Annotated in this window: 23 protein-coding genes; 17 read left to right on the top strand and 6 right to left on the bottom strand. The window is 58.9% G+C overall.

The window, feature by feature from the left end:
- Positions 1–129: 129 nt before the first annotated feature.
- Positions 130–942: an IclR family transcriptional regulator gene (locus FFI89_RS27890; protein WP_138830740.1), complete on the bottom strand. Its 813-nt coding sequence runs from the start codon at positions 940–942 to the stop codon at positions 130–132.
- A 265-nt stretch (positions 943–1207) separates the two neighbouring features.
- Between FFI89_RS27890 and mmsB the strand changes: the two genes are divergently transcribed.
- Positions 1208–2083, top strand: a complete 876-nt coding sequence (mmsB, locus tag FFI89_RS27885; protein ID WP_138835775.1) for a 3-hydroxyisobutyrate dehydrogenase — start codon at positions 1208–1210, stop codon at positions 2081–2083.
- 375 nt (positions 2084–2458) lie between these two features.
- Positions 2459–3700, top strand: a complete 1242-nt coding sequence (locus FFI89_RS27880) for an ABC transporter substrate-binding protein (protein WP_138830739.1) — start codon at positions 2459–2461, stop codon at positions 3698–3700.
- Positions 3701–3723: 23 nt separating this feature from the next.
- Here the strand turns inward: FFI89_RS27880 and FFI89_RS27875 are convergent, their stop codons facing one another.
- Positions 3724–4761, bottom strand: a complete 1038-nt coding sequence (locus FFI89_RS27875) for an AraC family transcriptional regulator ligand-binding domain-containing protein (RefSeq protein WP_138830738.1) — start codon at positions 4759–4761, stop codon at positions 3724–3726.
- 101 nt (positions 4762–4862) lie between these two features.
- On the opposite strand from FFI89_RS27875, the gene FFI89_RS27870 reads away from it, so the two are divergent.
- From FFI89_RS27870 to FFI89_RS27855, 4 genes are all read left to right on the top strand, one after another.
- Entirely contained in the window at positions 4863–5390 is a 528-nt protein-coding gene (locus FFI89_RS27870) for a flavin reductase family protein (RefSeq protein ID WP_210249037.1), read from the top strand.
- A gap of 190 nt (positions 5391–5580) precedes the next feature.
- Complete coding sequence (locus FFI89_RS27865; RefSeq protein ID WP_138830736.1) at positions 5581–6861, top strand: LLM class flavin-dependent oxidoreductase; 1281 nt, start codon at positions 5581–5583, stop codon at positions 6859–6861.
- The gene (locus FFI89_RS27860; protein ID WP_138830735.1) at positions 6858–7646 is read left to right on the top strand and encodes an alpha/beta fold hydrolase; all 789 of its coding nucleotides are present in this window, start codon (positions 6858–6860) and stop codon (positions 7644–7646) included. Before FFI89_RS27865 ends, FFI89_RS27860 begins: the two co-directional genes overlap by 4 nt.
- Positions 7647–7700: 54 nt before the next feature.
- Positions 7701–8864 (top strand): iron-containing alcohol dehydrogenase, encoded by a 1164-nt coding sequence (locus tag FFI89_RS27855; RefSeq protein ID WP_138830734.1) that lies wholly within the window; start codon positions 7701–7703, stop codon positions 8862–8864.
- On the opposite strand, the gene FFI89_RS27850 is transcribed toward FFI89_RS27855, so the two are convergent.
- The 3 genes from FFI89_RS27850 to FFI89_RS27840 form a co-directional block, all read right to left on the bottom strand.
- On the bottom strand, positions 8836–9279 hold the full coding sequence (locus FFI89_RS27850; RefSeq protein WP_138830733.1) for a PaaI family thioesterase: 444 nt from the start codon (positions 9277–9279) through the stop codon (positions 8836–8838). The two genes, FFI89_RS27855 and FFI89_RS27850, sit on opposite strands and share 29 nt — an antisense overlap.
- A 125-nt stretch (positions 9280–9404) precedes the next feature.
- The gene (locus FFI89_RS27845; protein ID WP_138830732.1) at positions 9405–10280 is read right to left on the bottom strand and encodes an MBL fold metallo-hydrolase; all 876 of its coding nucleotides are present in this window, start codon (positions 10278–10280) and stop codon (positions 9405–9407) included.
- A 29-nt stretch (positions 10281–10309) separates the two neighbouring features.
- Positions 10310–11881, bottom strand: a complete 1572-nt coding sequence (locus FFI89_RS27840) for a carotenoid oxygenase family protein (RefSeq protein WP_138830731.1) — start codon at positions 11879–11881, stop codon at positions 10310–10312.
- A 168-nt stretch (positions 11882–12049) separates the two neighbouring features.
- Here FFI89_RS27840 and FFI89_RS27835 point away from each other — a divergent pair, with 168 nt between their 5' ends.
- Positions 12050–12493: a MarR family winged helix-turn-helix transcriptional regulator gene (locus tag FFI89_RS27835; RefSeq protein WP_138830730.1), complete on the top strand. Its 444-nt coding sequence runs from the start codon at positions 12050–12052 to the stop codon at positions 12491–12493.
- 5 nt (positions 12494–12498) lie between these two features.
- Here FFI89_RS27835 and FFI89_RS27830 read toward each other — a convergent pair whose 3' ends face one another.
- Positions 12499–13866 carry a PLP-dependent aminotransferase family protein gene (locus tag FFI89_RS27830; protein WP_138830729.1) on the bottom strand — a complete coding sequence of 456 codons (1368 nt, stop codon included), beginning with the start codon at positions 13864–13866 and terminating at the stop codon, positions 12499–12501.
- A 321-nt stretch (positions 13867–14187) separates the two neighbouring features.
- On the opposite strand from FFI89_RS27830, the gene FFI89_RS27825 reads away from it, so the two are divergent.
- The 10 genes from FFI89_RS27825 to FFI89_RS27780 all read left to right on the top strand — a co-directional run bounded on the left by FFI89_RS27825 (position 14188) and on the right by FFI89_RS27780 (position 24000).
- A complete protein-coding gene (locus FFI89_RS27825; RefSeq protein WP_138830728.1) occupies positions 14188–14514 on the top strand; it encodes an NIPSNAP family protein in 327 nt (108 codons plus the stop codon).
- 1 nt (position 14515) lies between these two features.
- Entirely contained in the window at positions 14516–15400 is an 885-nt protein-coding gene (locus FFI89_RS27820; RefSeq protein ID WP_138830727.1) for a xanthine dehydrogenase family protein subunit M, read from the top strand.
- Positions 15397–15930, top strand: a complete 534-nt coding sequence (locus tag FFI89_RS27815; protein ID WP_138830726.1) for a (2Fe-2S)-binding protein — start codon at positions 15397–15399, stop codon at positions 15928–15930. Before FFI89_RS27820 ends, FFI89_RS27815 begins: the two co-directional genes overlap by 4 nt.
- A complete protein-coding gene (locus FFI89_RS27810) occupies positions 15927–18338 on the top strand; it encodes a xanthine dehydrogenase family protein molybdopterin-binding subunit (RefSeq protein ID WP_138830725.1) in 2412 nt (803 codons plus the stop codon). Before FFI89_RS27815 ends, FFI89_RS27810 begins: the two co-directional genes overlap by 4 nt.
- Positions 18335–19312, top strand: coding sequence for an amidohydrolase family protein (locus FFI89_RS27805; RefSeq protein WP_138830724.1), 978 nt, complete (start codon positions 18335–18337; stop codon positions 19310–19312). Before FFI89_RS27810 ends, FFI89_RS27805 begins: the two co-directional genes overlap by 4 nt.
- Before the next feature lie 13 nt (positions 19313–19325).
- Positions 19326–19793 (top strand): carbon monoxide dehydrogenase subunit G, encoded by a 468-nt coding sequence (locus FFI89_RS27800; RefSeq protein WP_168213072.1) that lies wholly within the window; start codon positions 19326–19328, stop codon positions 19791–19793.
- A gap of 43 nt (positions 19794–19836) precedes the next feature.
- The gene (locus FFI89_RS27795) at positions 19837–20808 is read left to right on the top strand and encodes an ABC transporter substrate-binding protein (RefSeq protein WP_138830722.1); all 972 of its coding nucleotides are present in this window, start codon (positions 19837–19839) and stop codon (positions 20806–20808) included.
- Positions 20805–21620 carry an ABC transporter permease gene (locus tag FFI89_RS27790; protein WP_138830721.1) on the top strand — a complete coding sequence of 272 codons (816 nt, stop codon included), beginning with the start codon at positions 20805–20807 and terminating at the stop codon, positions 21618–21620. Before FFI89_RS27795 ends, FFI89_RS27790 begins: the two co-directional genes overlap by 4 nt.
- Positions 21617–22387, top strand: a complete 771-nt coding sequence (locus tag FFI89_RS27785; RefSeq protein WP_138830720.1) for an ABC transporter ATP-binding protein — start codon at positions 21617–21619, stop codon at positions 22385–22387. Before FFI89_RS27790 ends, FFI89_RS27785 begins: the two co-directional genes overlap by 4 nt.
- A 392-nt stretch (positions 22388–22779) precedes the next feature.
- Entirely contained in the window at positions 22780–24000 is a 1221-nt protein-coding gene (locus tag FFI89_RS27780; RefSeq protein ID WP_138830719.1) for an ABC transporter substrate-binding protein, read from the top strand.
- Positions 24001–24027 lie beyond the last annotated feature (27 nt).

Here is a 24027-nt window from a genome sequence, read left to right as displayed (position 1 = left end):
AACCAAGGGAACGGCGGTTCATCGGTCTTCCAATTAGATGGAAGATGCCGGCTTGGACAAATTCCAGCACAATGGAATCTATTCGCGGCGGGTCGGCGCAACTGGTTCACGACCGTCCCCATAAGGCGACTAGGTCGAAGCCCCCTTCGGTCGTCGCAACCTCGCGCTGGTCGGCTCAGGAGACGACGAGATATACGTCTTAATGGCGGAACGCATCTCGCGGACTATACTGGTCTTCTGCTCTTCCAGCCGTTGGAGCGGGCCGCCGACGCCGATAGCCAAAGTTCGACTCCTCCGATCACCCGGAAGCGGCATCGCGATCATTCCAACGCCGGGCGAAACGGCTCCTCGCGAGAAGGCGTATCCCGTACGGCGTGCGTCGGCGATTGTGCTCAATAACTGGTTCGGGTCCAGGCGAAGCGTACGATTCTCTTCAGCGGCATTGTGACGAATGATCAAACGTCGCACAGCCTCATCGTTGAGCGTCGACAAAAGTGCCCAGCCCACGCCTGAACTGCACATCGCCCGAAGTCCGCCGGGCTTGTTGTAGTACACCACCGATCGCGCGGCCAATTGGACGTAGATATACTGCGCCATAAGGTCATTCTGAACGCCGAGCACGACGGTTTCCTCGACCGCCCGACTGAGGTGAGTAACGAGTTGAATGACCTCGTCCCGGTCGATGAGAAGCGTGCTCGCCCAAGTACCGAGGTGGGCCAGTCGGGCCGTTGGTAGATAGGTTCGCGTTGCACGATCATGATAGAGATAGCCCAGGACAACGAGGCTCTTCAGAATCGCTGCCGCACTCGACTGCGGAAACCTAAATCGCTCGACCAGTTCGGTGAGTCCAACGGCTCGTTCGACGGTGTCGAAATATTCCAGCACGTCGAAAATCCGGCCCGCGCTCTTAATGACATCTGTTCTTGCGGCCATTTCTTTCATCCGTAAGTAATCGCACAATTGGAATGTCGAAGTAGAGTTACTCTGTGTATCCGACCGGTCGCATGGCTACTTGACTTTGACAGGTTGCAAGCGCGCGCCGGCCGCATAGCAGCACCGACGATGATGCTCGATCTTGTTGCGCGGCCCAAGCCGTCCCACCTCACGTCGAGGGCGCGATGCAGATCTTCACTTGCGCGTTTCCTCGCTCTGATACATTAAACGGTGCAAGTCCATGCGGGCGGATGCCGCGGCGGGAGCACGAGAAATGGAAAAGGTTGCATTTATCGGTCTCGGCAGAATGGGTGGTCCGATGGCCGCCAATCTGGTCAAGGCGGGATACGATGTTACGGGATTCGACCTCATTCCGGACGCGCGCGAGACTGCAGCGAAGGACGGAATAAGGATTGCGACATCGGCGCAGCACGCCGTTAGCGGCGCCGACGTCACAATCACAATGCTCCCGACCGGCAAGCATGTTATCGCCTTGCTGACCGACCTTGTGCCAACGATCAAAAGGGGCTCGCTGCTGATCGAGTGTTCGACGATCGACGTCGATAGCGCGCGTGCCGCCCACGCATTGGCATCGGACGCCGGACTGATCAGCGTGGACGCTCCGGTATCCGGCGGAACAAAGGGAGCCGCAGACGGCACATTAACGTTCATGTGCGGCGCCGATGATGATGCGCTCGCGTTGGCTGCGCCCGTGCTCGCGAAAATGGGCCAGAAGGTCATACCATGTGGCGGATGGGGCGCCGGACAAGCCGCCAAAATCTGCAACAATATGATTCTCGGCGTGAACATGATCGTTGTCGCTGAAGCCTTTGTGCTGGCGGAAAAGCTCGGCCTCTCCCATCAGGCTATGTTCGATGTCGTCTCGACCTCGTCGGGGGCGAGCCGGGTTCTAGCCAGCGCTTGTCCCGTTCCGGGGGTCGTGCCGACCAGTGCGGCGAATAATGGCTTCAAGCCAGGCTTCACCGCGGCGTTGATGTCGAAGGACATGCAGCTGTCGCAGGCTGCCGCAGCAAGCGCCGGTGCAGTAACGCCGGTCGCTGCGCGGGCGGCCAGTCTCTATGCCGACTACGTTGCCGCAGGCAACCATGCCGAGGATTTCTCGGGCATCATCAATTTTCTCAGACGCTGAAACAGCTTTATCGCAACATCGATCGCCCGTACGCGGATCAAGCTGGCTATCTTGGCCTTGATCCTGTCCGTCGCTCCGCCCTTGAGGGTCATGGTAGGGCCGAAGAACGCACCGATCGTCTCGCCAGTCGGCTTCGGAAACACAGTGGTCATGGGAAATCTGAGCATGCTCCATGGGATGTCACTTAGCCGAGCAACCGGGTCGGACGTCAATGAAAGGCTCCGATATGAGCGTACCATTGGCGCCATTTGTCTAATATTTGGCGCGGAATGTCAGAGCCGGCGTCCTTGGGCTGACTATCATCCGGCCTGTGAATAGACCGCAGAATTGCGATCTGTGCCGGCGACAGCCCATTCCCCGCCATCGGCGCTGAGAATGGTCGGCCGGCCCCAACACGGGGAGGAAGCGGTGACACGTCAAACCACGGCGCTCGCGCTTGCGGCCTTGCTCGCCTTGGCAACGCCGGCTGCCGCGCAAAAAGGCCACGATCCCGGCGTCACAGACACGGAAATAAAGATCGGCAATACCAGCCCCTACTCCGGCCCGGCGTCGTCCTATGGCACCGTGGCCAGGACCCTTTCCGCGTATTTTAAGATGATCAACGACCAGGGCGGCATCAAGGGCCGAAAGATCAATTTCATCTCGCTTGACGACGCCTATAGCCCGCCAAAAACCGTCGAACAGGTTCGTCGGCTCGTCGAGAGTGACGAAGTCTTCCTTCTCTTTGCGCCCATCGGCACCGCAACAAACCTTGCCATCCACAAATACGTGAATGACAGGAAAATCCCGCATTTGTTCGTGAGCAGCGGTCACAGCAAGTGGGACGACCCCAAGAACTTCCCATGGACGATGGGGTGGTGGCCTTCCTACTACGTCGAAGGAACGATATTTGGCCGCTACGTTCTGGAGAATATCGCAGATCCGAAGGTCGCCGCGCTTACTCAAAACGATGATGCGGGAAGGGAATACATCGCCGGTTTTAAGCATGCGCTCGGCGAAAGGGCCAAATCGATCATGGTTGCCGAGGTGTCCTATCTATCAACCGACCCCACGGTCGATTCCCAGGTCGTCCGGCTTGCAAGCAGCGGTGCCAATGTCTTCTTGAACGGCGGCACACCGAAATACGTTGCGCAGGCGATACGCAAGGCTCGCGAAGTTGGTTGGAAGCCAGTTCAGATCGTGGGTAGTACCTCAAGCTCGGTAAAGTCGTCCCTGGAGCCAGCGGGACTGGAAAATTCGATCGGCATCATCACGGCGCAATATCTGAAGGATCCGACGGATCCGCAATGGGTAAATGACCCGGAAGTAAACGAATGGCGCGCCTTCATGGACAAATATTTCCCCGAAGGAAGTAAAATCGAATACCTGAATGCGTATGCTTACGCGGTCGGATCCTCTCTGGTCCATGTTCTCAAGCAGGCCGGCGGCGATCTTACCCGCGAGAATGTCATGCGACAGGCAAGCAACATGAAGGACGTCCAGATCCCACTTCTGCTGCCCGGCGTCCGGCTCAACACGTCTGCCACCGACTTCTCGCCGATCAAGCAAATGCAACTCGCGAGATTCAATGGCAAGGCGTGGGAACTATTTGGCTCGCTGATCGGTGCACAACAGTAGTTCGCGGCAGACTCCGCTGAAACCTAGGATTGACGCACGGGCGAATGAGTTGGATGCGTTGTGCGCAACTCGCGCATGATGTCTCTTGCCGATTTCCCCATGTGGCTCCTGACGAATCGACTTGCCGCGCTCGGTTCCGAGTACCCAAGTAGATAACTGAGCTTGGCGAGCGATGGTGGTTGCCTTTGTAATAGGCAATTTTGTGCGATCTCGATTCTTACATTCGTGAGAATCTTCCCGAAGTCTTCGCCATGGTCTGAAAGACGCCGCTGCAGCGTGCGGGGCGAGACGGCGAGCAGCGACGCGATGCGCGCGAGCGACACGCCTCCGCCGGCAAGCTGCGCGGCGATCAGGTTTTCTACCTGGCCACGAAGGTCGGTGGGCCACTGCTCCTCTTGACTGGCGAGATGCTTTTCGAGAAACGCAATTGTCTCGGGATCGCCCTTCGGCAAGGGGCGACGAAAGTCGGAGTTGCTCATAACGAATGCGTCTCGCTCTGAGTCAAAGTAGACGGGACAGCGGAAGAAACGTTTGTGAGCTGAAATCGATGATGGCGGGGCATGTGCGAACTCGACTCGTACGGGATTCCAACCCGCCCCCAACAGCGACCTGGCATTCCTGACGCTGAGGGCGACAAGCGATTCGATATACTGTCGCGCCCGAGGGCGCAGGACGGCGTGGACATTGCAAAGCACGGCAACATCGTCACCTTCGCTCGCGTGATCGAAGGAGACTGCACTGTTCTGTAGGTGAACAAAGCGGCGAGACAATTGAAACCGCTCGTAATATGTCCTGCTGGTTTCGCCAAGCAAAGCAAGTGGCCCATAGCGATGCGGATCGCGCCATTCGGCATAGAGGAGTCCAAGATCAGGCCTACGCAAGGATTCAGCCGCCGCTTCCATTAAATCGATCAAGAATTGCGCCGAGATCGCCAGCGGGGCGCTCGATTTTCGAAGCGCGGGATCGATCTCGCCCACATTCAAGGCTCCGTCGTCCACGCCGACATGGTCCAGATAGGCAAGGAATTGCCGGGCTCCTGTCGCTTCCGCAATCAGTTCCACTTCGTCCTCCTACCTGTTTTGACACCAAAATGGACAATGTTGGCGCGCTTTGTCAAATCGGCCGATACGTCTATGGATAAGATGCCACGATCGTGAGTGCCTTGAACAAAACTCTGGATGGCAGACAGTTGAGAAACGCCTACGGGCATTTTCCGACGGGCGTCACTGCCCTGTGCGCGCTTTGCGAAGGCCACCCGGTTGGCATGGCCGCTAGCTCGTTCATGCCCGTTTCGCTGGAACCGCCGCTGGTCTCCGTGTGCGTCAGCAACAGGTCGCGGACCTGGTCCGCCCTGAGCCGCCTTTCCCGGTTGGGAGTGAGCGTACTCGCGGAGTCACAGGATGGCGCCTGCCGCCAACTGGCGGCTGCAACCGGCGATCGGTTTGCCGGGCTGGAATGGGAGTCAGCCGGGGAGGGGGCGGTGTTTATAAAAGGAGCTCCTGTCTGGTTCGATTGCTCGATCCATGATCGGTTTGCAGCGGGCGATCATGTGATCGTGTTGCTACGAATTGAAGGACTTATGATCTATCCGGGAATCCATCCGCTGGTCTTCCATGGCAGCGAATTCCGACACCTCGACGTCGGTCCCCTCAAGCCCAAAACCCAAATCATCCCGGTTGATGTGGCTTAGACAAGCCAGGCGTCGCGGTCGGCCCGACCGCTTCGGGAGGCGGTTCCACTCCACCCCTCTCAGTGATTTGGCGCCAAAATGGATAACAATGGCGCGCTTTGTCAAATCGGCTGGAACGGCTGCCGATAGAGTGTCTGAGTTCTAGAACGGTGCGATTTCGTCGCGTTCGGACTCGGAAAGGAAGCCGCGGATGAAGACGATTGCGTTCCACATGCAGGGCTATCGCGACCTGCCGGCGGATTTCAACAAGCGCTATGATAGTATTTGGGTCACGCCGCCGAATGATGAGCTCTGTGATCCCGAAACCGTTGGTAAATATTTTCGATGGAACATTGCCGAGCTGAAGCTTTCCGACGAACTCGGCTTCGATGGCGTGGGCGTCAACGAACATCATCAGAACGGTTATGGCTTCTCGGTGTCGCCCAATCTGATCGCTTCGATCCTTGCCGAGCGGCAATCCGATGCCGCCATCGTTGTGCTCGGAAACACGATCCCGATGTATCAGCCGCCGATCCGGGTTGCTGAGGAATACGCGCTGCTCGACTGCATCAGTGGCGGCCGTCTCGTAGCGGGACTTCCGGTCGGCTCACCGATGGACAATGTCGGTTGCTACGGCAATCCGCCGACTTTGGTTCGGCCTCGCTACTACGAGGCGCATGATCTCATCAAGCAGGCGTGGACGAAGCCTGGCCCATTTACATTCAATGGGCGATTCACCAAGCTGCGCTATGTGAATCCCTGGCCGAAACCATTGCAAAAGCCCCATCCGCCGATCTGGCTTGCAGGCGGCGGCTCGGTCGAGACCTGGAAGTTCGCGGTCGACAATAACTATACCTATAGCTATCTGAGTTTCATGGGCCATCCGGCGGCCAAGGTGCTGATGGACGGCTACTGGGCCGAGGTCGAAAAGGCGGGGCTTGACGACAATCCCTACCGGGCCGGATTTGCTCAGCTCGTAGTAGTGGCTGACTCGGACGCGCAGGCCGAGAAACTCTATCTCCAGCACTTGCGCAACTTCTATGCGAAGGCTCTTTTTGTAAATCCAGGCATTGCTGCGGTACCGGGTGTGCAGACCCTGGCCAGCTACAAACATGGACTGGCGACCGGCGCAGGATCGTACCGCGGTGGCTCGAGGCCAACTGCTCCCGAAGAAATGACTTGGGCCGACTTTACCGACAAATCAAAACGAGTCATCGGCGGGAGTCCCGACACGGTCGTAGCCGGCATCGAGGAGGCCGTCCGCAACCTGCGCATCGGTCATCTTCTTGTATTGTTGCAGATTCAGTCAATGGATCACGAGCTCACGAAATACAACATGCGCACGTTTGCCGAAAAGGTTCTCCCGAGAATCAGCGGCATTTGGGACAAGGAAGGCTATCAGGACCACTGGTGGCCCCAAGGCGCGGCAAAGGGCAACCGTTATCTCGGCCACAATAAACAGCCGAGGATTCCGGCGGGAGCGACATCATGAATAGCGTTGCCGTATTGGAAGTGCCGCACCCCGGAGGCTATGTCGCGAACCCGGTACTCATTAAAGGTGAGGGTAGGCCACTTGTCTTCATGCACGGGTTGTTTGGACAGGAATGGGGAGGGTTCCTCGATGACCTCGCCAACATTCGCAAGGTTCATGCCCCAGCCCATGCCGGCAGTGTCGACCTTGCCGATCTCGAAACGCTCGACGGCCTGTGGGATCTGTTGATCTATTACGACGATTTATTCGCTGGCCTTCGCCTGGATCGCTTCGACCTCGTCGGGCACTCGTTCGGCGGCATGGTGGCTGCCGAGTTTGCGGCGATGTATCCGGAACGGATAGGCAAACTTGTACTGATCGACGCGCTCGGTCTGTGGAACGACAACTATCCGGTTGCAGATCATCTTCTGTCGACGCCCGCCGTGCAGACCGCGATGCGTTTCCACAATCTGGAGAATGCGGCTGTGGCGGAGGAAATAAGCGTTCCGAGCGAACCCGATAAGATGCAAGCGGCTTTGGTCAAGCGATTCCTGGCGCTCAGCAGCACGTCGCAGTTCATCCATCCCATCCCGGATCGCGGGCTGCGAAAGCGCTTGCGTCGTATCAAAGCGGAAACACTAATCATCTGGGGAGCCGAGGACCGGCTGACGCCGCGGGCCTACGCCGACGACTTTGCGGCCGGCATCAGCGGTGCCCGCCAGGAGATCATTGCGGATGCCGGACATACGCCTCAGCTTGAACAACGTAACCTGGTCAGTGAGCGGGTCCGAACTTTCCTGGGCTGAGGCCCCGGCTAGTGGGTGTCTCTGACGCAAAAGAACCAGCGAGGGGAGCCAAATATGCACGCTGTGACCTATCGGTACTCGGCCCTCGAACGTGTGATATTTGGTCAGCCGGCCGCGTCCGCGATCATCTCCGAGGTTGATCGGATCGGCCGACATCGAGTGTTCATTGTAACAAGCCGCTCGGTTGCCTCGTCGGCCCCCTTCAAGAAGGTTGTCGAGGCGCTCGGTGAGCACTGCGTCGGCGTCTATTCCGAAGTCACGGCCCACGGGCCTCGGGAATGCGTGATCTCGGGGAGCGCCGCTGCGCGATTGGCCGAGCCGGACCTGCTGCTTGCAATCGGCGGCGGCTCCGCGATCGATGCTGCAAAATTGATGTTGCTTTGCCTTCGGCATGACATTGCGAAGGTCCAAGCGCTCGACGTTTATCGAGGGTTTCCAGCTGCGGACTCCAGCGTACGTCCGGCCGATGAATCGCGCTGGCTGCGATTGGTTGCAATACCGACGACGCTCTCGGCCGCCGAATTCACCTGGTTCGGCGGAGCGTATGACACGCAAAGGCGCGTGAAGGATCCTTATGGGCATCCCATGATGGTGCCGCAGGCGATCATACTGGACCCCGCGACGACGTTGGCGACGCCGCTTCCGCTATTTCTTTCGACCGGAATGAAAGCGATTGATCATGCTGCGGAGCGTCTTGCGTCTCTGAGCGTCGAGCCTTTGACCGAAGCCCTCGCCGCGCAGGCTTTGCGGCTGCTGTCGCGAGGCCTGCTTGAGGTTCTGAAGAATCCCGCCGACCTGGACGCCCGGCTCGACTGCCAAAAAGGCATGGCAATCGCGATGGTGGGCCCTTCGGCTGGCGTCGGCGTTGGGGCCAGCCATGCGATCGGACATGTTCTGGGAGGGCATTGCGGAGTTCCGCACGGCCACACCTCTTGCGTCCTGCTTCCGCCGGTCATGGCTTGGAACCGGGTTGCCAACGACGACCGACAGAAGCTCATTAGCGAAGCGTTGGGCTGCCCTGACGTCGACGCTGGGACCGCTCTTTCCGAACTCGTCCGTCGTTTGGCATTGCCGCAAAGACTGCGCGACGTCGGAGTCCGCCGCGAGGAATTCCCGGCGATTGCCGAGAAAGTGCTTCATGACTTTGCAATCCGCGGCAACCCGCGCCCGGTTACCGCGCCCGCCCAGGTTATGGAGATCCTTGATCTGGCCTGGTGAAGGGCTCGCGGCGGGCGATCTTGTAAACGCCACTGCCGCGCAGCAATGCCGTGCCAGAAGACGTAACGAGGCCTTGGGCGAACACGAGGCTACCGGTGCGGCGAAGAACGCTTGCGGTGCCTTCGACCCAGTCGCCGATCCTCGCAGGAGCCAAGTAGTCCAGCGAAAGACTGATTGTAAGAAGAAAGGTATCTCCAAGTTTTTCGCTCTGTAACGCAGCGAACGGCATCTGCATGTCGATAAACGCTGCAAGCCAACCACCGTGACACGAACGCACCGGATTGCAATGTTCGGCACGAACCCGAAATGCGAGGGTTGCGTCGCTCGGCCTCACGTAAATGGGACCGTTTGTTTCACAAAATGCCCCAGATCTGGAAAACGGGACAAAATCGCCAGGAATTTGGTTGAGGCTCATCGGACTTCCAGCATTGTTTCATAGGCAGCAGCAGATGCGTCTGAATGCGCCTCGGTGAACTGCGTCGTATCTGCTTTGCGGCTATTCCCGCTTCAATTATGAGAAAAGCCAGCCAGAAGCTTATTTTATACGAATTCAAAGCTGACGGCATCGTCTAACCGCTTGAGCCTGCAAACTGAGCTGGAGGTGAAGTGGGAGCTGAAAAAAGTGGCGTTATTTTCCAGGCAATGATCCATGGCCCACCGTCGGGACGTTTCGGCTTCTTGATGAGAGGCGCAATATACCGAACTCCATTCCGGCTTATGAAATTGGATCGGATGATGCATGACGTCGCCAGCGAAGAAACCTGTACTTCCCTTGGACCGTAGGAGTATCGACATGTGATCGATGCTGTGGCCTACGGTCGGATGATACTGAAACATGCCTAAAACGTCTTGGCCTTCCGACGGGACGAGTTCCGCCTGACCGCTGTTCAGAACAGGTATTACGCTGTCTCGAAACATGTCCGCGTTCGGACGCGCAGATCCCTCAGGGCTAGAGAAGAAATCGCAACCTGCTTTGGGAATATAGTACTTCGCGTTGCGAAACGTTGGCTGCCAAGTGTCGCCAGCCAGGATTGTATTCCAGCCCACGTGATCCGTATGAACGTGCGTTATCAAAACGTGTCGCACGTCTGCAGGTTCGACTCCCGCGGTCGCCAAATGCTCGAGGAACTTTGTCTGTAGCATATGAAACGGTGGAAAGGTTGAGCGCGGTTTGCCGTTGCCGATTCCTGCATCGATGAGAACGGCGCCATAAGGGGTCTTCGCAAGCCATACATGTACGCTGCTCAGGAGTTGCTCGGTGTCCTCGGTTATCAAATGCGGTGTCATCGCCGGTAGACAATGGGCCACACTTTCACGATCCCAGGATCGGAACAGAGCTTTCGGATCGATCGTAAGACGAAGCTCGTCGATGCGCGTAATCTTCACGTCGCCGATATCGTACCAAACCCGTTCCATCTATAATTGCTCCGGCCGGTGCCCAATCCTCAAACAACGAGGTCGCTCAACCTCTTTTCATCGATCCAACAGGCGTGGACCCCAAACGGTACGCGTTGAGGGAGATGCAGCCTCGCCGTCTCCTTCATGGATTTCGCATCGATGATGAGCATTTCGGCTTTCGTGTCCGACATCAAGAGTTCGAGCAGGTAACCGTCGTCCTCCTCGGTCGCACCGTTCTTCGGTACGAAGAGAGCTTCGCCGCCATAAAACTCACCGTAGTCGACATAACTGACCTCCTTCTCGTCGAGGAGGTCGTATTTGAGCACACCTTTTCCCATATAGCCGGCGCGCTCTTCGTCGATCAGGTAGCTATAACGGCTCTTCTTTCCGACGAAATCGAGATTCATGCTTGGACGCTCGTACCCGTGCTCGAGCAGTACCCGATCCTCACTCACGGTGCCGGCGTCGAGATCGAGAACCCACTTATTGAGCTTGGCCGGCGGTTCGTCCGGCGTGTGGATAGCAACATCGGCCGGATAGTCATGAAACATCGGCGCATAGAGGACGATCTGTTCTTTTCCGTCGGCCGATCTTTCCTCCCAGCCGTTGATGACGTGCCATATGGCGCCGGGCCGCGAAGTCTGGAACCAGCGTATCCGGTCTCCCTCCTTGAACCGGCGGGGGATAACGCCCCAGCGCAGTTTGTAGTCGGGGTCGAACCAGAAACAGCTGCCGTTTTGACTCAGCAGGCCATCTTGTGAAAACCGCATCGAGATGTCGGGAAAGATCACATATTTATCAGTCAGGAAGTAGTCGTGTTGCCAGGCCATTCGCGGTTCTCCGGCGGGATGCTCGTAAATTTGATGGAAGCAGGACAGGGTATCGTTGCTGATCTGGCCATAATAGAGATTGCCGTTACGGTCCGTCGTCAGGCTGTAGAAGTCCCCGGTCGTTGGGTCGATGCGCGGATGGGCGGAGAATGGCGCCTGCCAGCCACCGTCCCACGTCTCCAAATGCCCCGTGCCATCCAACAACACCCGGCCGGTCACCACGCGCGGATGTAGGACGAAGGCATAGCCCGACTCCTGCAAGCAGAAAATGCGACCGGCGTGAAACTGCACCGAGGTCGAACCGGGCGACGCTTCCAGATTGCCGAGGTCAGGAACCAGCCCCTGCGCCTTCTTCTGCTCGATGCGGCCCAGCCGTTCGAGCGAGGCGCGGCCTCCGCCGGTAACGTCGGTAATGCCGGAGTAGATCTCGCGTCCGACGGCTTCCTCCGCCAGAAAGCGGGGCGTGCGGATGTAGGTGTTGGAATAGGTTGCCGCTCCCTTCCGGATCTGGATCTGATGCAACATGCCCGCCCCCTGAAAAGCGTGAAGGCGCACGTGGGTGATGTCGAACTGGGTATTCGTGCCGTTTCGCAGATAAACGCCTTCCAGGTCGGGTGGAATTTGCCCGGTTACACGCACAGGGACATGCGACAGTTCGGTCTTGACCGGCTTGTAGCCGGCCACGTTGTAGATGCTGTTGATGTTGTGGCCGGTGATGTCGAGTTCTTGCTCGATGCGCGCGTCGACTTCATCGAAAACCGGCGCTGCGAACGTCGATGATCCTGACATGTGTTGGCCCTTTCGTGCGGTTACTGCCGGGTTTCTGGTTATATCGCAGTAAAAAGTAGTACCAAATGGTACTAATTGCAAGCAAGAGAACCGCAGCCCGCGAGCTATCACTGGGCCGGTTTATGGTAGTAAGCCAGTTCCCGCAGTCAAACCAAGGAACTCCGGACCGTGGCGCTGAAGCATCGAGGACGCGATTGGATCGGGCTACGGTTGTCGGTGATCAGCAATCGCTACACCTATCCGTTGTACGCAGCGATCGAACGCGATCACGGACTGCTTCGGGACGAGGCGGCGGTGATCGTGTGCCTGTCGTTTGGAGACGGGCCGACGGCCCAGGATATCGTCGGTTACACGGCGCGACCAAAAAACACTATTAGTCGAGCCGTCCGCAAATTGGAGGCTGCCGGCGTCATTCGGCGGCATGGCGATTCAAGCGACGCACGGGCGTCCCGACTTTACCTGACTGACCATGGCCTCTCGTTGTTTCGACGGATCAGGGCCCATTATGTCGAGCGAGACGAGAAGGTGGTCAGTGTGTTGACCGCTTCGGAGCAGCGTGAGTTCGACCGTCTCCTAGTCAAGATCGCGGATGCGTCGAAGTCATGGATCTAGCTGCGTCAAACGAACGAGATCGCTTCGGCCATCTCAAGAATTCGACGAATTTCGATCAGGGCACGCTCGAGATCTGCTTCGGTTGTAGGCGCGCCGAGACAAAGCCGGACGCCGAGGCTTTCGCTTTCCATTCGCCGCAACGCTCCGGGAGGAGCTAGCGTGATGCCCGCTTGGGCAGCTTGCGCGATCAGAGCTGCCAGCGTGCGGCCGGCCGGCAGTGGCAACCATCTGTGAAAACCCGGCACCGCCGCGGCTGCCGGCAGCCACTCCTTCAGTACTCGCCGTACGATGGCGTCGCGCAGCGCGGCCTTTTCGCGTTTGAGCTTTGCCTGCCGTGTAAGACCGCCGTTGTGAATAAGTCGCGCCACCACTTCGGCCATGACAGGCACGGCCATCCAGCCGGTGGCGCGCAAAGCGTTGATCGAACGATCGCGAAATGCTTCGGGCGCGATCATCGCGGCAATGCGAAGCCCCGGCGCCAGGCATTTTGCGAAACTCACGACGTAGAAGCTGCGCTCGGGAACGAATTGGGAGACCGGTGGCATGGGCGGTGACAGCAGATAACCGTAGGCATCGTCCTCCAATAGATATGCGTCGTGCTTGCGAACAATTTCAGCGATAGCTTGCCGTCGCTGTGGGGGCATCACCGATCCCGTCGGCGTTTGCAGCGTTGGCATGCAATAGAGAACGCGGGCCTTGGTCTCAGTAAAGGCGCGATCGAGATTTTCCGGGATCAGTCCGAACGAATCCGTAACGACACCGTGAAGGCGATAGCCGCATTGTGCCGAGAGCGCGAGCATGCCGGAATAGGTGTAGCTCTCGGTGAGGACGGTATCGCCCGACGCTGCGACCATACCGAGCGCGATCGACAGCGCGTGCTGCCCGCCGTGCGTGATGAAGAGTTGATCAGCGTCCGCGGAGACGCCGAGCGAGCCGAGCCATGTTACCATTGCCTCACGGTGTCGGAGCACGCCCTGGTGCGGCAAATATCCGAGCAAGTTCGACATCTCGCCGTCGGCGGCGATGTCGGCGAGAACGGATGCAATCACGTCGTCCTCGCCGGTATAGGGCGGGACATTCAGCGCCAAATTGATAGCTTCCGAGGACCCGGGACCACGGGCTTCCGGCCGCCGCCTTTGCACGAACGTCCCGCGCCCGACTTCGCCAGAGATCAAACCGCGCTGTTCGGCTTCCGCATAGGCTTTTGAAATCGTTCCGACGCTGAGTTCGAGCCGCTGCGCCATATCGCGCTGAGGCAACAATCGCATACCGGGCTTGACGCGCCCCAAGGCAATGTCGGCTTCCAGCGCAAAAACAAAGGCGAGATAGCGGGGCCCTTCGATTGAAGCGAGGGTCGGCACCCAGTTTGTCATTTACCGTTATCCGCAAGGCGCATTTGCAACGTCGCTAGGAGCGCGTTTATCGAGTAGTACAATTTTGGAATTGTTGCAATGTTCAAACGCGATGTTATCGCATTTGGTCGATCGATCTGGAGTTAATTCTCACAAGTAACTGACTTAATTGATATTTTATAGAGAAGGTATGTGCTTCATTTGTATAATTGAACCAACTCAATACTGCATAGCTTGTGTGATTGCTCCAGTTTGTGTTTGACAATTTCCGCGCGCGGCTTCTATCGTCATTGAGAAGGCGGCGGATTTCTTACAAGCCGTCAGGAACGACGGGAGCGCGTGTTGATCTACGAAATCCGGGTTTATGAAGCCGCTGAGGGCCGGGCGGACGCAATGCGCCGCCGCTTTCGCGACAATGTCGCGACCAAATTTTTTCCCCGGCATGGCATAGAGCTTCTCGGCGTATTCACCGCACCGGTCGAAGACGGCCGCCTGACCTACATGACGCGCTTTGCGGACGAAGACGCGCGCAAGAAGGCATGGGCTTCGTTCGGCGCCGATCCGGAATGGGCAGTGGTGAAGGCAACCAGCGAAACCGACGGCCCGCTGTTGAAGAACCAGACTGTTTCGGTGCTGTCGCCGGCGATCGCCGGCTTGCCGCTGGGCTAGCATGAAACCCGCCCCCTTCGATTACGTCAGGCCGGGTTCGCTCGCGGAGGCGTGCGCATTGCTGGCTGGCGATGAGGATGCGCGGCTGATCGCGGGTGGGCAGACGCTGGTGCCGATGCTGGCGATGCGCCTCGCTCGTCCGGCGAAGCTGATCGATATCTTGCGGCTACCGGAACTTGCGGGGATTCGCGAAGAAGCAGGCGCCGTGATTGTCGGCGCGACCACGCGTCAGGCGCAGGCCGAACGCGATCCCGTCATCAGGGCATCGGTGCCGATGTTGGCGCGGGTGCTGCCATGGGTCGGACATCCACCGACCCGCAATCGCGGCACGGTCGGCGGTTCGATCGCGAATGCGGACCCATCGGCCGAGATTCCGCTGGTGGCGGTGACGCTCGGCGCCGAAATCATGCTCGCGACCACCGACGGTCCGACGTCGATGCCGGCGGATGATTTTTTTATCGGCCCGATGTTGACCGCGATCGGTCAGGGCGAGTGCGTTAGCGCGATCCGGTTCCCGGTCTGGCCGCACAAGCACATCGGCGTCGGCTTCTTCGAGATCAGCGCACGCAAGTCGGATTTTGCGTTCGTCGCAGCCGCAGCACAGGTTGCGCTCGACGAGGAGGGGCGTTGCCTCGACGTGGCACTGGGTGTCGGCGGCGTCGGGGATCGGCCATTGCGGCTCGATGTATCGTCGCTCGTTGGCACGAAACTAGATTCGGCGTCGGCGGCAGAAGCGGTCAACGCGGCGTCCGTTGAATTGGACGCATCGAGTGATCTCCATGCCAGCGCCGCTTATCGCCGCCGCGTGTCCGTCGTGCTTTGCATTCGCGCCCTTGAACAAGCGCGCGACAATGCCGCCGCCAAACCTAAGAAGGGCGCACGATGAAGGTCGACCTGCGCATCAACGGTGCCAACCGTTGCGCCGATATCCAGCCGCGCAAAACGTTGCTCGACGCGCTGCGGGAAAATTTTCTTCTGAATGGGACCCATGCCGGTTGCGAACACGGCGTCTGCGGTGCCTGCACCGTGCTTGTCGATGGCGAGCCCGTTCGATCCTGCCTGATGTTCGCTGTACAGGCGGATGGATACGAGATCACGACGATCGAGGGTCTCGCGCCCGCGCCGGGTGAACTCAGCGTGATTCAGGACGCATTTTGCGAAACCCACGGCCTGCAGTGCGGGTATTGCACGCCCGGTATGATCCTGGCCGCTCATGCTCTGCTGCAGCAAACGATAACGCCGACGCGCGAGGATATTGTCGAGGCGATCTCGGGCAACATCTGCCGCTGTACCGGCTACGGGCAGATCATCGAGGCCGTCGAATTCGCGGCCGCTCGGCTGCGGATCGCCAATACGCCGCGGCCGCACTACGGCGTTCACGCACAAGCTGACGAACCCGTTGTGGAGGCGAAATGAACGCCGATCCATCAAACTTCCGCTTTGTTTCGACCAATCGCCGCGTTCGCGAGGATCGCCGTTTCGTGGCAGGCCATGGCCATTTCGTGGCCGATGTCGCGCTCGAGGGCATGTTGCATGTGGCGATCCTGCCGTCGCAGCATCCGGCTGCGCGCATCGTGTCGATCGACGCGTCGGCGGCGCTTGCGATGCCGGGCATCCACTATGTGCTAACTGGCGATGAGCTTGCCGCCGCGACCGATCCGCTGATGAACGGGCTTGATACGCCGAAGGTCCGGCGTCATCCGCTCGCGGTGGGGCAGACACGCTATGCCGGCGAATGGGTCGTAGCGGTGGTTGCCGATAACCGCGCGCTTGCGGAGGACGCTACGGAGAAAGTTCGCGTCACCTATGAAGCGTTGCCCTTCGTGATGAATGCGGAGCAAGCGTTGAGGCTCGACAGTCCGCCGGTTCATCCGGCGCATGGTTCCAATGTGCTGCTCGACCGAACGTTCGTCTGGGGCGAGGTCGAGAAGCATTTTGCGGAAAGCCCGCGCCATCTGTCGTTCCGTGTGACCTGGGGGCGCAATTCAACCGTTCCGATCGAGACCTTTGGCGTCGCCGCATCGTGGGATCCGTGGCGCGACATGCTGGACGTCTGGGCGTCGATCCAGATGCCGAAATATCCGGACCAGATCGCGCGCGCACTGCGGATTGCGGCCAACAATGTGCGGGTGCACCAGGATGTCGACGTCGGCGGCAGCTACGGCGTCAAGCGCGGAATCAAGCAGACCGTCCTGGTGGCGCATCTGGCGCGACGGCTTGGCCGACCCGTACGCTTGATCGAAGACCGGCTGGAAAATATGCGCGGCGGCGATGCGCATGGGCCGGAGCGCATTTTCGACGTCGATGTCGCTTTCAACGATGACGGCATCGTCAAGTCGATGAAGATGAAGGCATTGGACAATGCCGGCGCCTATGCCGGCCGGGCGCCATTCCAACTGGGCAAGCCAATCGGCGCCATCGTCGGTCCCTACAAAATCGAGAGTGTGCAGTACCGCGCGCAGTCGGTCACGACTAATAAGGCCGTGCAGGAAGCCGTGCGCGGCTTCGGCCAGGCGCCGACCAACTACGCGATCGAGACCGCGATCGACAAGGTCGCCGCCGCGGTCGGCCTTGCGCCGATCGAAGTGCGTCGCCGCAATTTTATCCGCAAGGACGAGTTTCCCTATCTAATCCCGAGCGGCAGCACCTATGACAGCGGCGATTACCACACCGTGGTGGACAAAGTGTTCGCGCACATCGATTTCGCCGCCATGGAAAAGGAGCGCGATCGCCTGCGCGCTTCCGGCATGCTCGCGGGAATCGGCATCGCCGCTTGCCTGGAGCCCAGCGGGGCCAATTCCTCATTCGAGCCGCTGCTCAATGAAAAAAATACCACGACCACCTGGATGGATTCCTGCCGTATCGTTATCGATGCGCTGGGCTTCGTCACGGTCACTATCCACACCACGTCATCGGGGCAGGGGCACGAGACCCTGGTTGCAACCGTGATCGGCGAAGTGTTGCAGATCGACCCCGATCTTATCCGCGTGATACGGCCGGATTCGCTGGCCTGTTTGCCGTCTAACTCACCGGTCGGCAGCCGGATGGCCATTATGCTCGGCGGCGCAGCGTTTCATGCAGCGCAAAAATTGAAGGCGAAGTTGACGCAGATCGCTGCGCATCAATTTGGTCTTGGTCACGACAAGGTTGTTTACGCCTCAGGCGGCGTGACGGATCCCAACAGCGACAAGCAACTTGGCTGGGCTGAGCTTATCAATATTGCCCATCGCAATTTTCACCTGTTGCCTGAGGGCATGGAGCCGGGCCTGGAGAGCACGCATGTGATGCAGGTGCCGACCGGCGGCAGACTGCCGGAGAACGGCCGGGTGCAGATGTATCCGTGCCACTCCTTCGAGTTTCATGTGGTGCTGATGGCGATCGACCCGGTTCTCGGCAAGCCGGAAATCAAGCGCTATGTGATTGGTCACGACTGCGGCACGGTCATCAATCCGCATATCGTCAAGGGTATGACGCTAGGCGGCCTCGCCCACGGTCTCGGTGCCGCGTTGCTGGAAGAGTTCGTCTATGACGACGAAGGTCACCTGATCACCCAGAGTTTCATGGACTACCTGCTGCCGTCGTCCCACGAAGTGCCTGAGGTCGAGATCGTGCATCACTGCACGCCTTCACCCTACACCGTGTTCGGGCAGAAGGGCTCTGGCGAAAGCGGCTATCTCGGCGCACCTGCCGCGATATCGGCCGCGATCAACGATTGCGTGGCATCGTTGGGCATTTCCTTCAATAAACTTCCTATCCGTATTTCCGCCATTGGCGATGCCATCGCGGACGCGCAACAAGGCAAACCCCAAGAGCAAGCCAAATGATCATCGACTGCCACGCCCATCTAGTACCGCCAAGCCTGCTGGATGCGATCCGCACCCAGGCCGCAAGCTTTCCCTCGATCCGACTGATCGAGGAGGGCGGCAGCATCGGTTTCTCCTTCGCTGGGGGCAAGCCGACGCGGCCGGTTTCCAAACCGCTGAGGGATATGCCCGCTCGCCTGAAATGGATGGACGAGCAGAAGATCGAGCGTCAGGTGGTAGGCGGCTGGCTCGATATGTTCGGCTATGAAATGCCGGCGGAGGAGGGCGCGAACTGGTCGCGATTGATCAACATGCATCTGGCGCAAACCGCGATGCAGGAGTCCCGGTTTGTGCCGCTGGCCACCGTTCCATTGCAGGACGGCGCGCGAGCGGCAGAAGTGTTGCGCGAAGCGCATGCTGCTGGCTTCAAGGGCGTGATGATCGGAACGCAGCCCAAGGGCAAGGGTGGCGTGCTCGACGATCCCTCGCTTAAGGTCTTCTGGGAAGCCGCCAACGAGCTCGGATCGGTCGTCTTCATCCATCCGGTATTCGAAAGTGGCGATGACCGCGTGCATGATTATGGCATGGCAAACGCGGTGGGGCGTATCACCGACACGCTGATCGCGATGTCCCGGCTGATTTATGCCGGGCATGTCACCCACTATTCGCAGGCGAAGATCGTCGCCGGGATCGGCGGCGCGGCGCTGCCTTATGTGATCGGCCGCCTGCGCCGAAATTACTCCCTCGACAAGGACAAGCTTGGCGATCCCGATGCGGCACTCGCCGCGATGTATTACGACACCATCGTCCAGGATCCGCGCGCGCTGCGCTATCTCGCCGATATCGTCGGCGCCGAGAGAATCATGATGGGTTCGGACATGCCGTTCCCAATTGGCGATCTCGCGCCTGCGAAAATTGTCGCCGAGACCAGCTTCTCCGACACCGAGCGCACGGCGATCAATGGCGGACTTGCGCAACGGCTGTTCGGCCTGTGAGAAGGATCAATTCATGAAGCTGGACATCGGCGGAGCCGAAAAGATTCAAGCCCCAGCCGAGGCACTCTGGAAGGCGCTCAACGATCCCGCCGTGCTCACCCGCTGCATCCCCGGCTGCAAGACCATGACTGAGATTGCGCCCGACGCCTACAAGGTCGAGATGCAGTTGCGCGTCGCCGCAGTAGGCGGCTCGTTCGAGGGGGAGATTGCGCTGTCTGACAAGGAACCACCGAAGGTATGCAGTATCAAGGTGTCCGGCGCCGGCACGCTGGGCCACGGTAACGGCAGCGCGCGGTTCGAGATTGCGCCGGATGGGCCCGATGCATCGCGACTGACGTTTCAGGGCGCCGGTGAAATAGGTGGGTTGGTTGCCGGGGTCGGTCAGAGAATCCTGAGCAGCGTGTCGAAGCACCTGGTCGGACGATTTTTTACGGCGCTGCGCAAGGAGTTGGAGACTCCGGTGGAGGGCGCTGCGGAGTAATAAAACGCTGAATAACAAAACAAAAAAGTTTGGGAGGACAAAAATGAGAAGCAATCTGGCCGGTTTTGCTTGCGCTTTGGCACTGCTGTTGGCTGGGCCTTCGTTCGCACAAACCCCGGAGCCGCTCTCCATCGTGGTATTCGGTCCCCCGTCGCTTGGAGCGTTCCTGCCGCCCGTGATCAAGGCGCGAAAACTCGACGAGAAAAACGGCCTTGCCATCAAATTCGAGGAACGCACGCCCGACGCCTATACCGCGCAATTCAACTCCGGCGAATTCAAGCTCGGTGGCAGCGCGTCGTTGCTGACAGTTGGTCTTGCAGACACGCGCGGTGTCAAGGTGAATTATCTTTTCAATCTGTTCGACTTCTGGGGCGCGGTCGTCACGTCCCGGCCCGACGTCAAGACGCTGAAGGACCTCGAGGGCAAGGATGTTGCCGCGGCCAAGGGCACCACCAACTGGGTGATGTTCGACTGGTTCGCACGGCAACTCGGCGCCGACACGGCCAAATTCTCTGTGATCAATACCGCGCCCCCTGGTCTGATCGGTTATGCGCTGGCCGATCGCGCGGCGGCGGTCCAGCTCTGGGAGCCCGCCTACACCACGCTTCTGTCGAAGAAGAGCGAGATGCGGACAATCGACATTGGCATTGCCGAAAGCTGGAAGAAATTCACCGGCAGCCGCAATATCCCCTATCTAGGCGTCGCCGCTCACATCGATTGGACGGAAAGGAACCCAAAGCTCATTCCGAAGCTTTACGCGGCCTATAAGGAAGCCTCCGAATGGGTGACAGCTTACCCGGACGACGCATCGAAACTAATCGCGCCAAAGGGAACGCCTGACGACCAGAAGGCGATCGCGGAACTTATTCGCGCCAACGACCGGCTTGGTATGAACGTGCAGTGGGCCTCTGATGTCCGCAAGGAGATCAATTCGGTCTACGCCGCCGGAAAATCGATCGCCTTTCTCCCGGCAGACCCGTCGGCTGCGACAATCTATCAGGCACCCGGCAAATGAGCGACGCCGCGCCCCGGGCCGGATCGTCGCCGCTGGCCATGATGCTGCTCGCGGGGGCGAAACGCCTGGGGTCGTCGGCTCTGCCTTTCGTCGTGGTAATTCTGCTCTGGCAGTTCGCCTCGCTTTTTTTCCCACGTTTTCTATTTCCATCGCTGATCGACGTGTTCTGGCGCTGCCTGGAAATCTTCTCCGATGGAACGATGTTCCGGGATGTGCTGGCGACGATCCTGCGCATTCTGGCGGGGCTCGCCGGCGCCTTTATCATTGGCGGCGCACTGGCGCTATTGATGGTCCGCTCCCGCGCCGTCGACAAGTTCCTTTCTCCCATCCTCACGTTGTTTCAGGGCATTCCAGCGCTGTCCTGGGTGGTATTCGCCATCATCTGGTTTCACGGCGTCGAATTCCGCATTCTCTTTATTATGGTGATGACGACTCTGCCGGCATTTACCTTTCAGGTGCTCGGCGCCTTACGTGGGATGTCCAGAGATCTGATAGAGATGGTATTCAGCTTCCGCCCCACACGGACAAAGCTGTTCCGGGTGATGATTGCGCCGGCGATCCTGCCGGATATTCTGACGGCATGGAAAGTTAATCTCGGGAACGCCTCGCGTGTTGTTGTGGTCGCCGAACTGGTCGGTGCCACCGGCGGTGTCGGCTATCAGTTGCTGCAGCAACAGCAGCTGTTCGACATGGCCGGCGCGCTGGCCTGGACGCTGCAACTGGTATTTTTTGTGCTGATAGTACAGGGCGCTTTGACGCTGATTGAAAATGCCGCGTTTCGCTATCGCGCCGTATTGGAGCGGGCGATATGAGGGATATCGTCACACCGGCTGAGGCCGCCATTCTCCTTGATAATGTTTCCAAGGTCTTCGGCAAGGCCGATTCCGACGCGGCTTACCGCGCGGTGGACGGTCTCAATCTGGACGTTCGCGCCGGCCAAATGTTGGCGCTGCTCGGCAAAACCGGCTGTGGCAAGTCGACAATCTTCAACATGATTGCCGGGCTGACCGAGCCGACCAGCGGCACGGTGCGCGTCAGCGGGCGCGATCCCTTCACGGATTTTGATTCGTTTCGCGGCAAGATGGCGATTGTGTTTCAGAACGACCGGTTACTACCCTGGCGCACTGCCATTCAAAACGTCGAACTCGGGCTCGAGATGCTCGAAATACCGGCGGCGGAGCGGCGGACGACGGCTCAGCTCTGGCTGACCAAGCTCGGACTTGGCGGTCACGAGAACGACTATCCGCACGCGCTATCCGGCGGCATGCGCCAGCGCGTGTCGATCGCGCGTGCGTTTGCAACCAACGCCAATATTCTGCTCTGCGACGAGCCGTTCTCTGCGCTTGATGAATCCACAGCCGGGCGACTGCGCACGGAGTTCGTCAGCCTGGTGAAGGAAAACGGCAAGACCGCCGTATTCATCACCCATTCCATCAGCGAGGCATTGGAGATCGGTGACCGGATAGTCGTCCTGAAACGACCCGCGACCATTGCGTATGATGTCAGCTTCGATGGCAACACCGATCAGCAAGAACGCGAGCTCATTCGAAGCCGGATCGGCGACGTGCTCGCGGCATGAAGCGTGCGGCGACGCGACCCCCTTAGCTGACGCGTTCGCTCGTTCCGGGGGCGTAACGCTGGTGCCTGATCGCGTATCCGGCACGACCTCAAGCTGCTAGCTACGTCCATTTAATGGCGGCGATGCGTGACGCATGACGGCACCCGTGCTCGCGGGCTTCACGGCACCATCGAACAGGCGCAGTTCGATACCCCTTCGTTCGACGACAGTGATCGTTACCCGATAGCGCTCGAGCACGTCCTCAAAAGAGCGGGGTATCAGAAAATAGCACAATCGTGCGATTTTATATTTGCACATTTGTGCGATTTACGGAATACTGACCGCGGGCGTCCCGGCGCGGCGGCATGGCGCGCGCCAGGGAGGGATCAAGGCCCGGGGAAACGAGCAGACGCATGTTCAGAAGTTATTCGCTCGCGACCGCGCTGATTTGCGGTGTCGCCGCATTTGCCGCCGTGCCGGCTTCTGCCCAGAAGAAGTACGACGTTGGCGCGACCGATACCGAGATTAAGCTCGGCAACATCGTTCCGTACAGCGGCCCGGCGTCGGCGTTCGGCAGCGTTGGGAAGGTGCAGGCCGGCTTCTTCAGAATGATAAATGAGCAGGGTGGCATCAACGGACGCAAGATCAACTACATCTCCTACGACGACGCCTATAGTCCGGCTAAGGCTGTCGAGCAGGCTCGCAAGCTCGTGGAAAGCGACGAAGTGCTTGCGATGTTTGCTGTGCTTGGCACGGCGTCAAACAGCGCAATTCAGAAGTATCTGAATGCCAAGAAGGTGCCACAGTTGTTTGTCGTTAGTGGTGCCACGCGTTGGAACGATCCGAAGGCCTTTCCCTGGACGATAGGATATTTGCCAAGTTACCAGGCGGAGGCGCGCATCTATGCAAACTACATTCTGAAAGAACGGCCCAGCGGAAAAATCGCTGTGCTTTATCAGAACGATGATCTCGGCAAGGATTATCTGAAGGGCTTACGTGACGCGCTCGGGGACAAGGCCTCCATGATCGTGATCGAGGAGCCTTATGAAGTGCTCCAACCGACGGTGGATTCAAGCATTGCAAAGATGAAATCGCTGGGAGCCGATATTTTTATTAATTTCTCGACACCAAAATTCGCGGCACAGGCGATCAAGAAGGTCGCTGAACTGAACTGGAAGCCGTTGCAATTCGTCTCCAACGTCAGCATCTCCATGGCCAACGTTATTCATCCTGCAGGTCTTGAAAACGCTCAGGGCGTGATATCGGCGGCCTATGTGAAGGATCCGACTGAACCGAGGTGGGATAGCGATCCTGGAATGATGGCATACCATCAGTTCCTCGCCAAATACCTGCCCGAAATGAGCCGGGCGGATAGCTCCGCCATGACGGGCTACAATATCGCGCTCACGATGGTGGAGGTTCTAAGGAGATGCGGAGATGATCTCACTCGCGACAACCTCGTGAAACAAGCCGCAGGCATGAAGAATTTCGAGCAGGGAAGCCTGCTGCCCGGGATCATGGTCAATACGAGCCCCACCGACTACGCCCCAATCGAGCAGCTGCAGCTCATGCGGTTCGAGGGTGAACATTGGGATCTCTTTGGCGAAGTCCTTAGCGGCGAGTTTCAGCGCTGAATGGCATCCGTACGCCGCGGACGGCGC

Source organism: Bradyrhizobium sp. KBS0727, from assembly GCF_005937885.2.
Classification (GTDB): Bacteria; Pseudomonadota; Alphaproteobacteria; order Rhizobiales; family Xanthobacteraceae; genus Bradyrhizobium.
The sequence above is the reverse complement of the archived record's forward strand: the minus strand, read 5'-3'. Positions and strand labels throughout refer to the sequence as shown.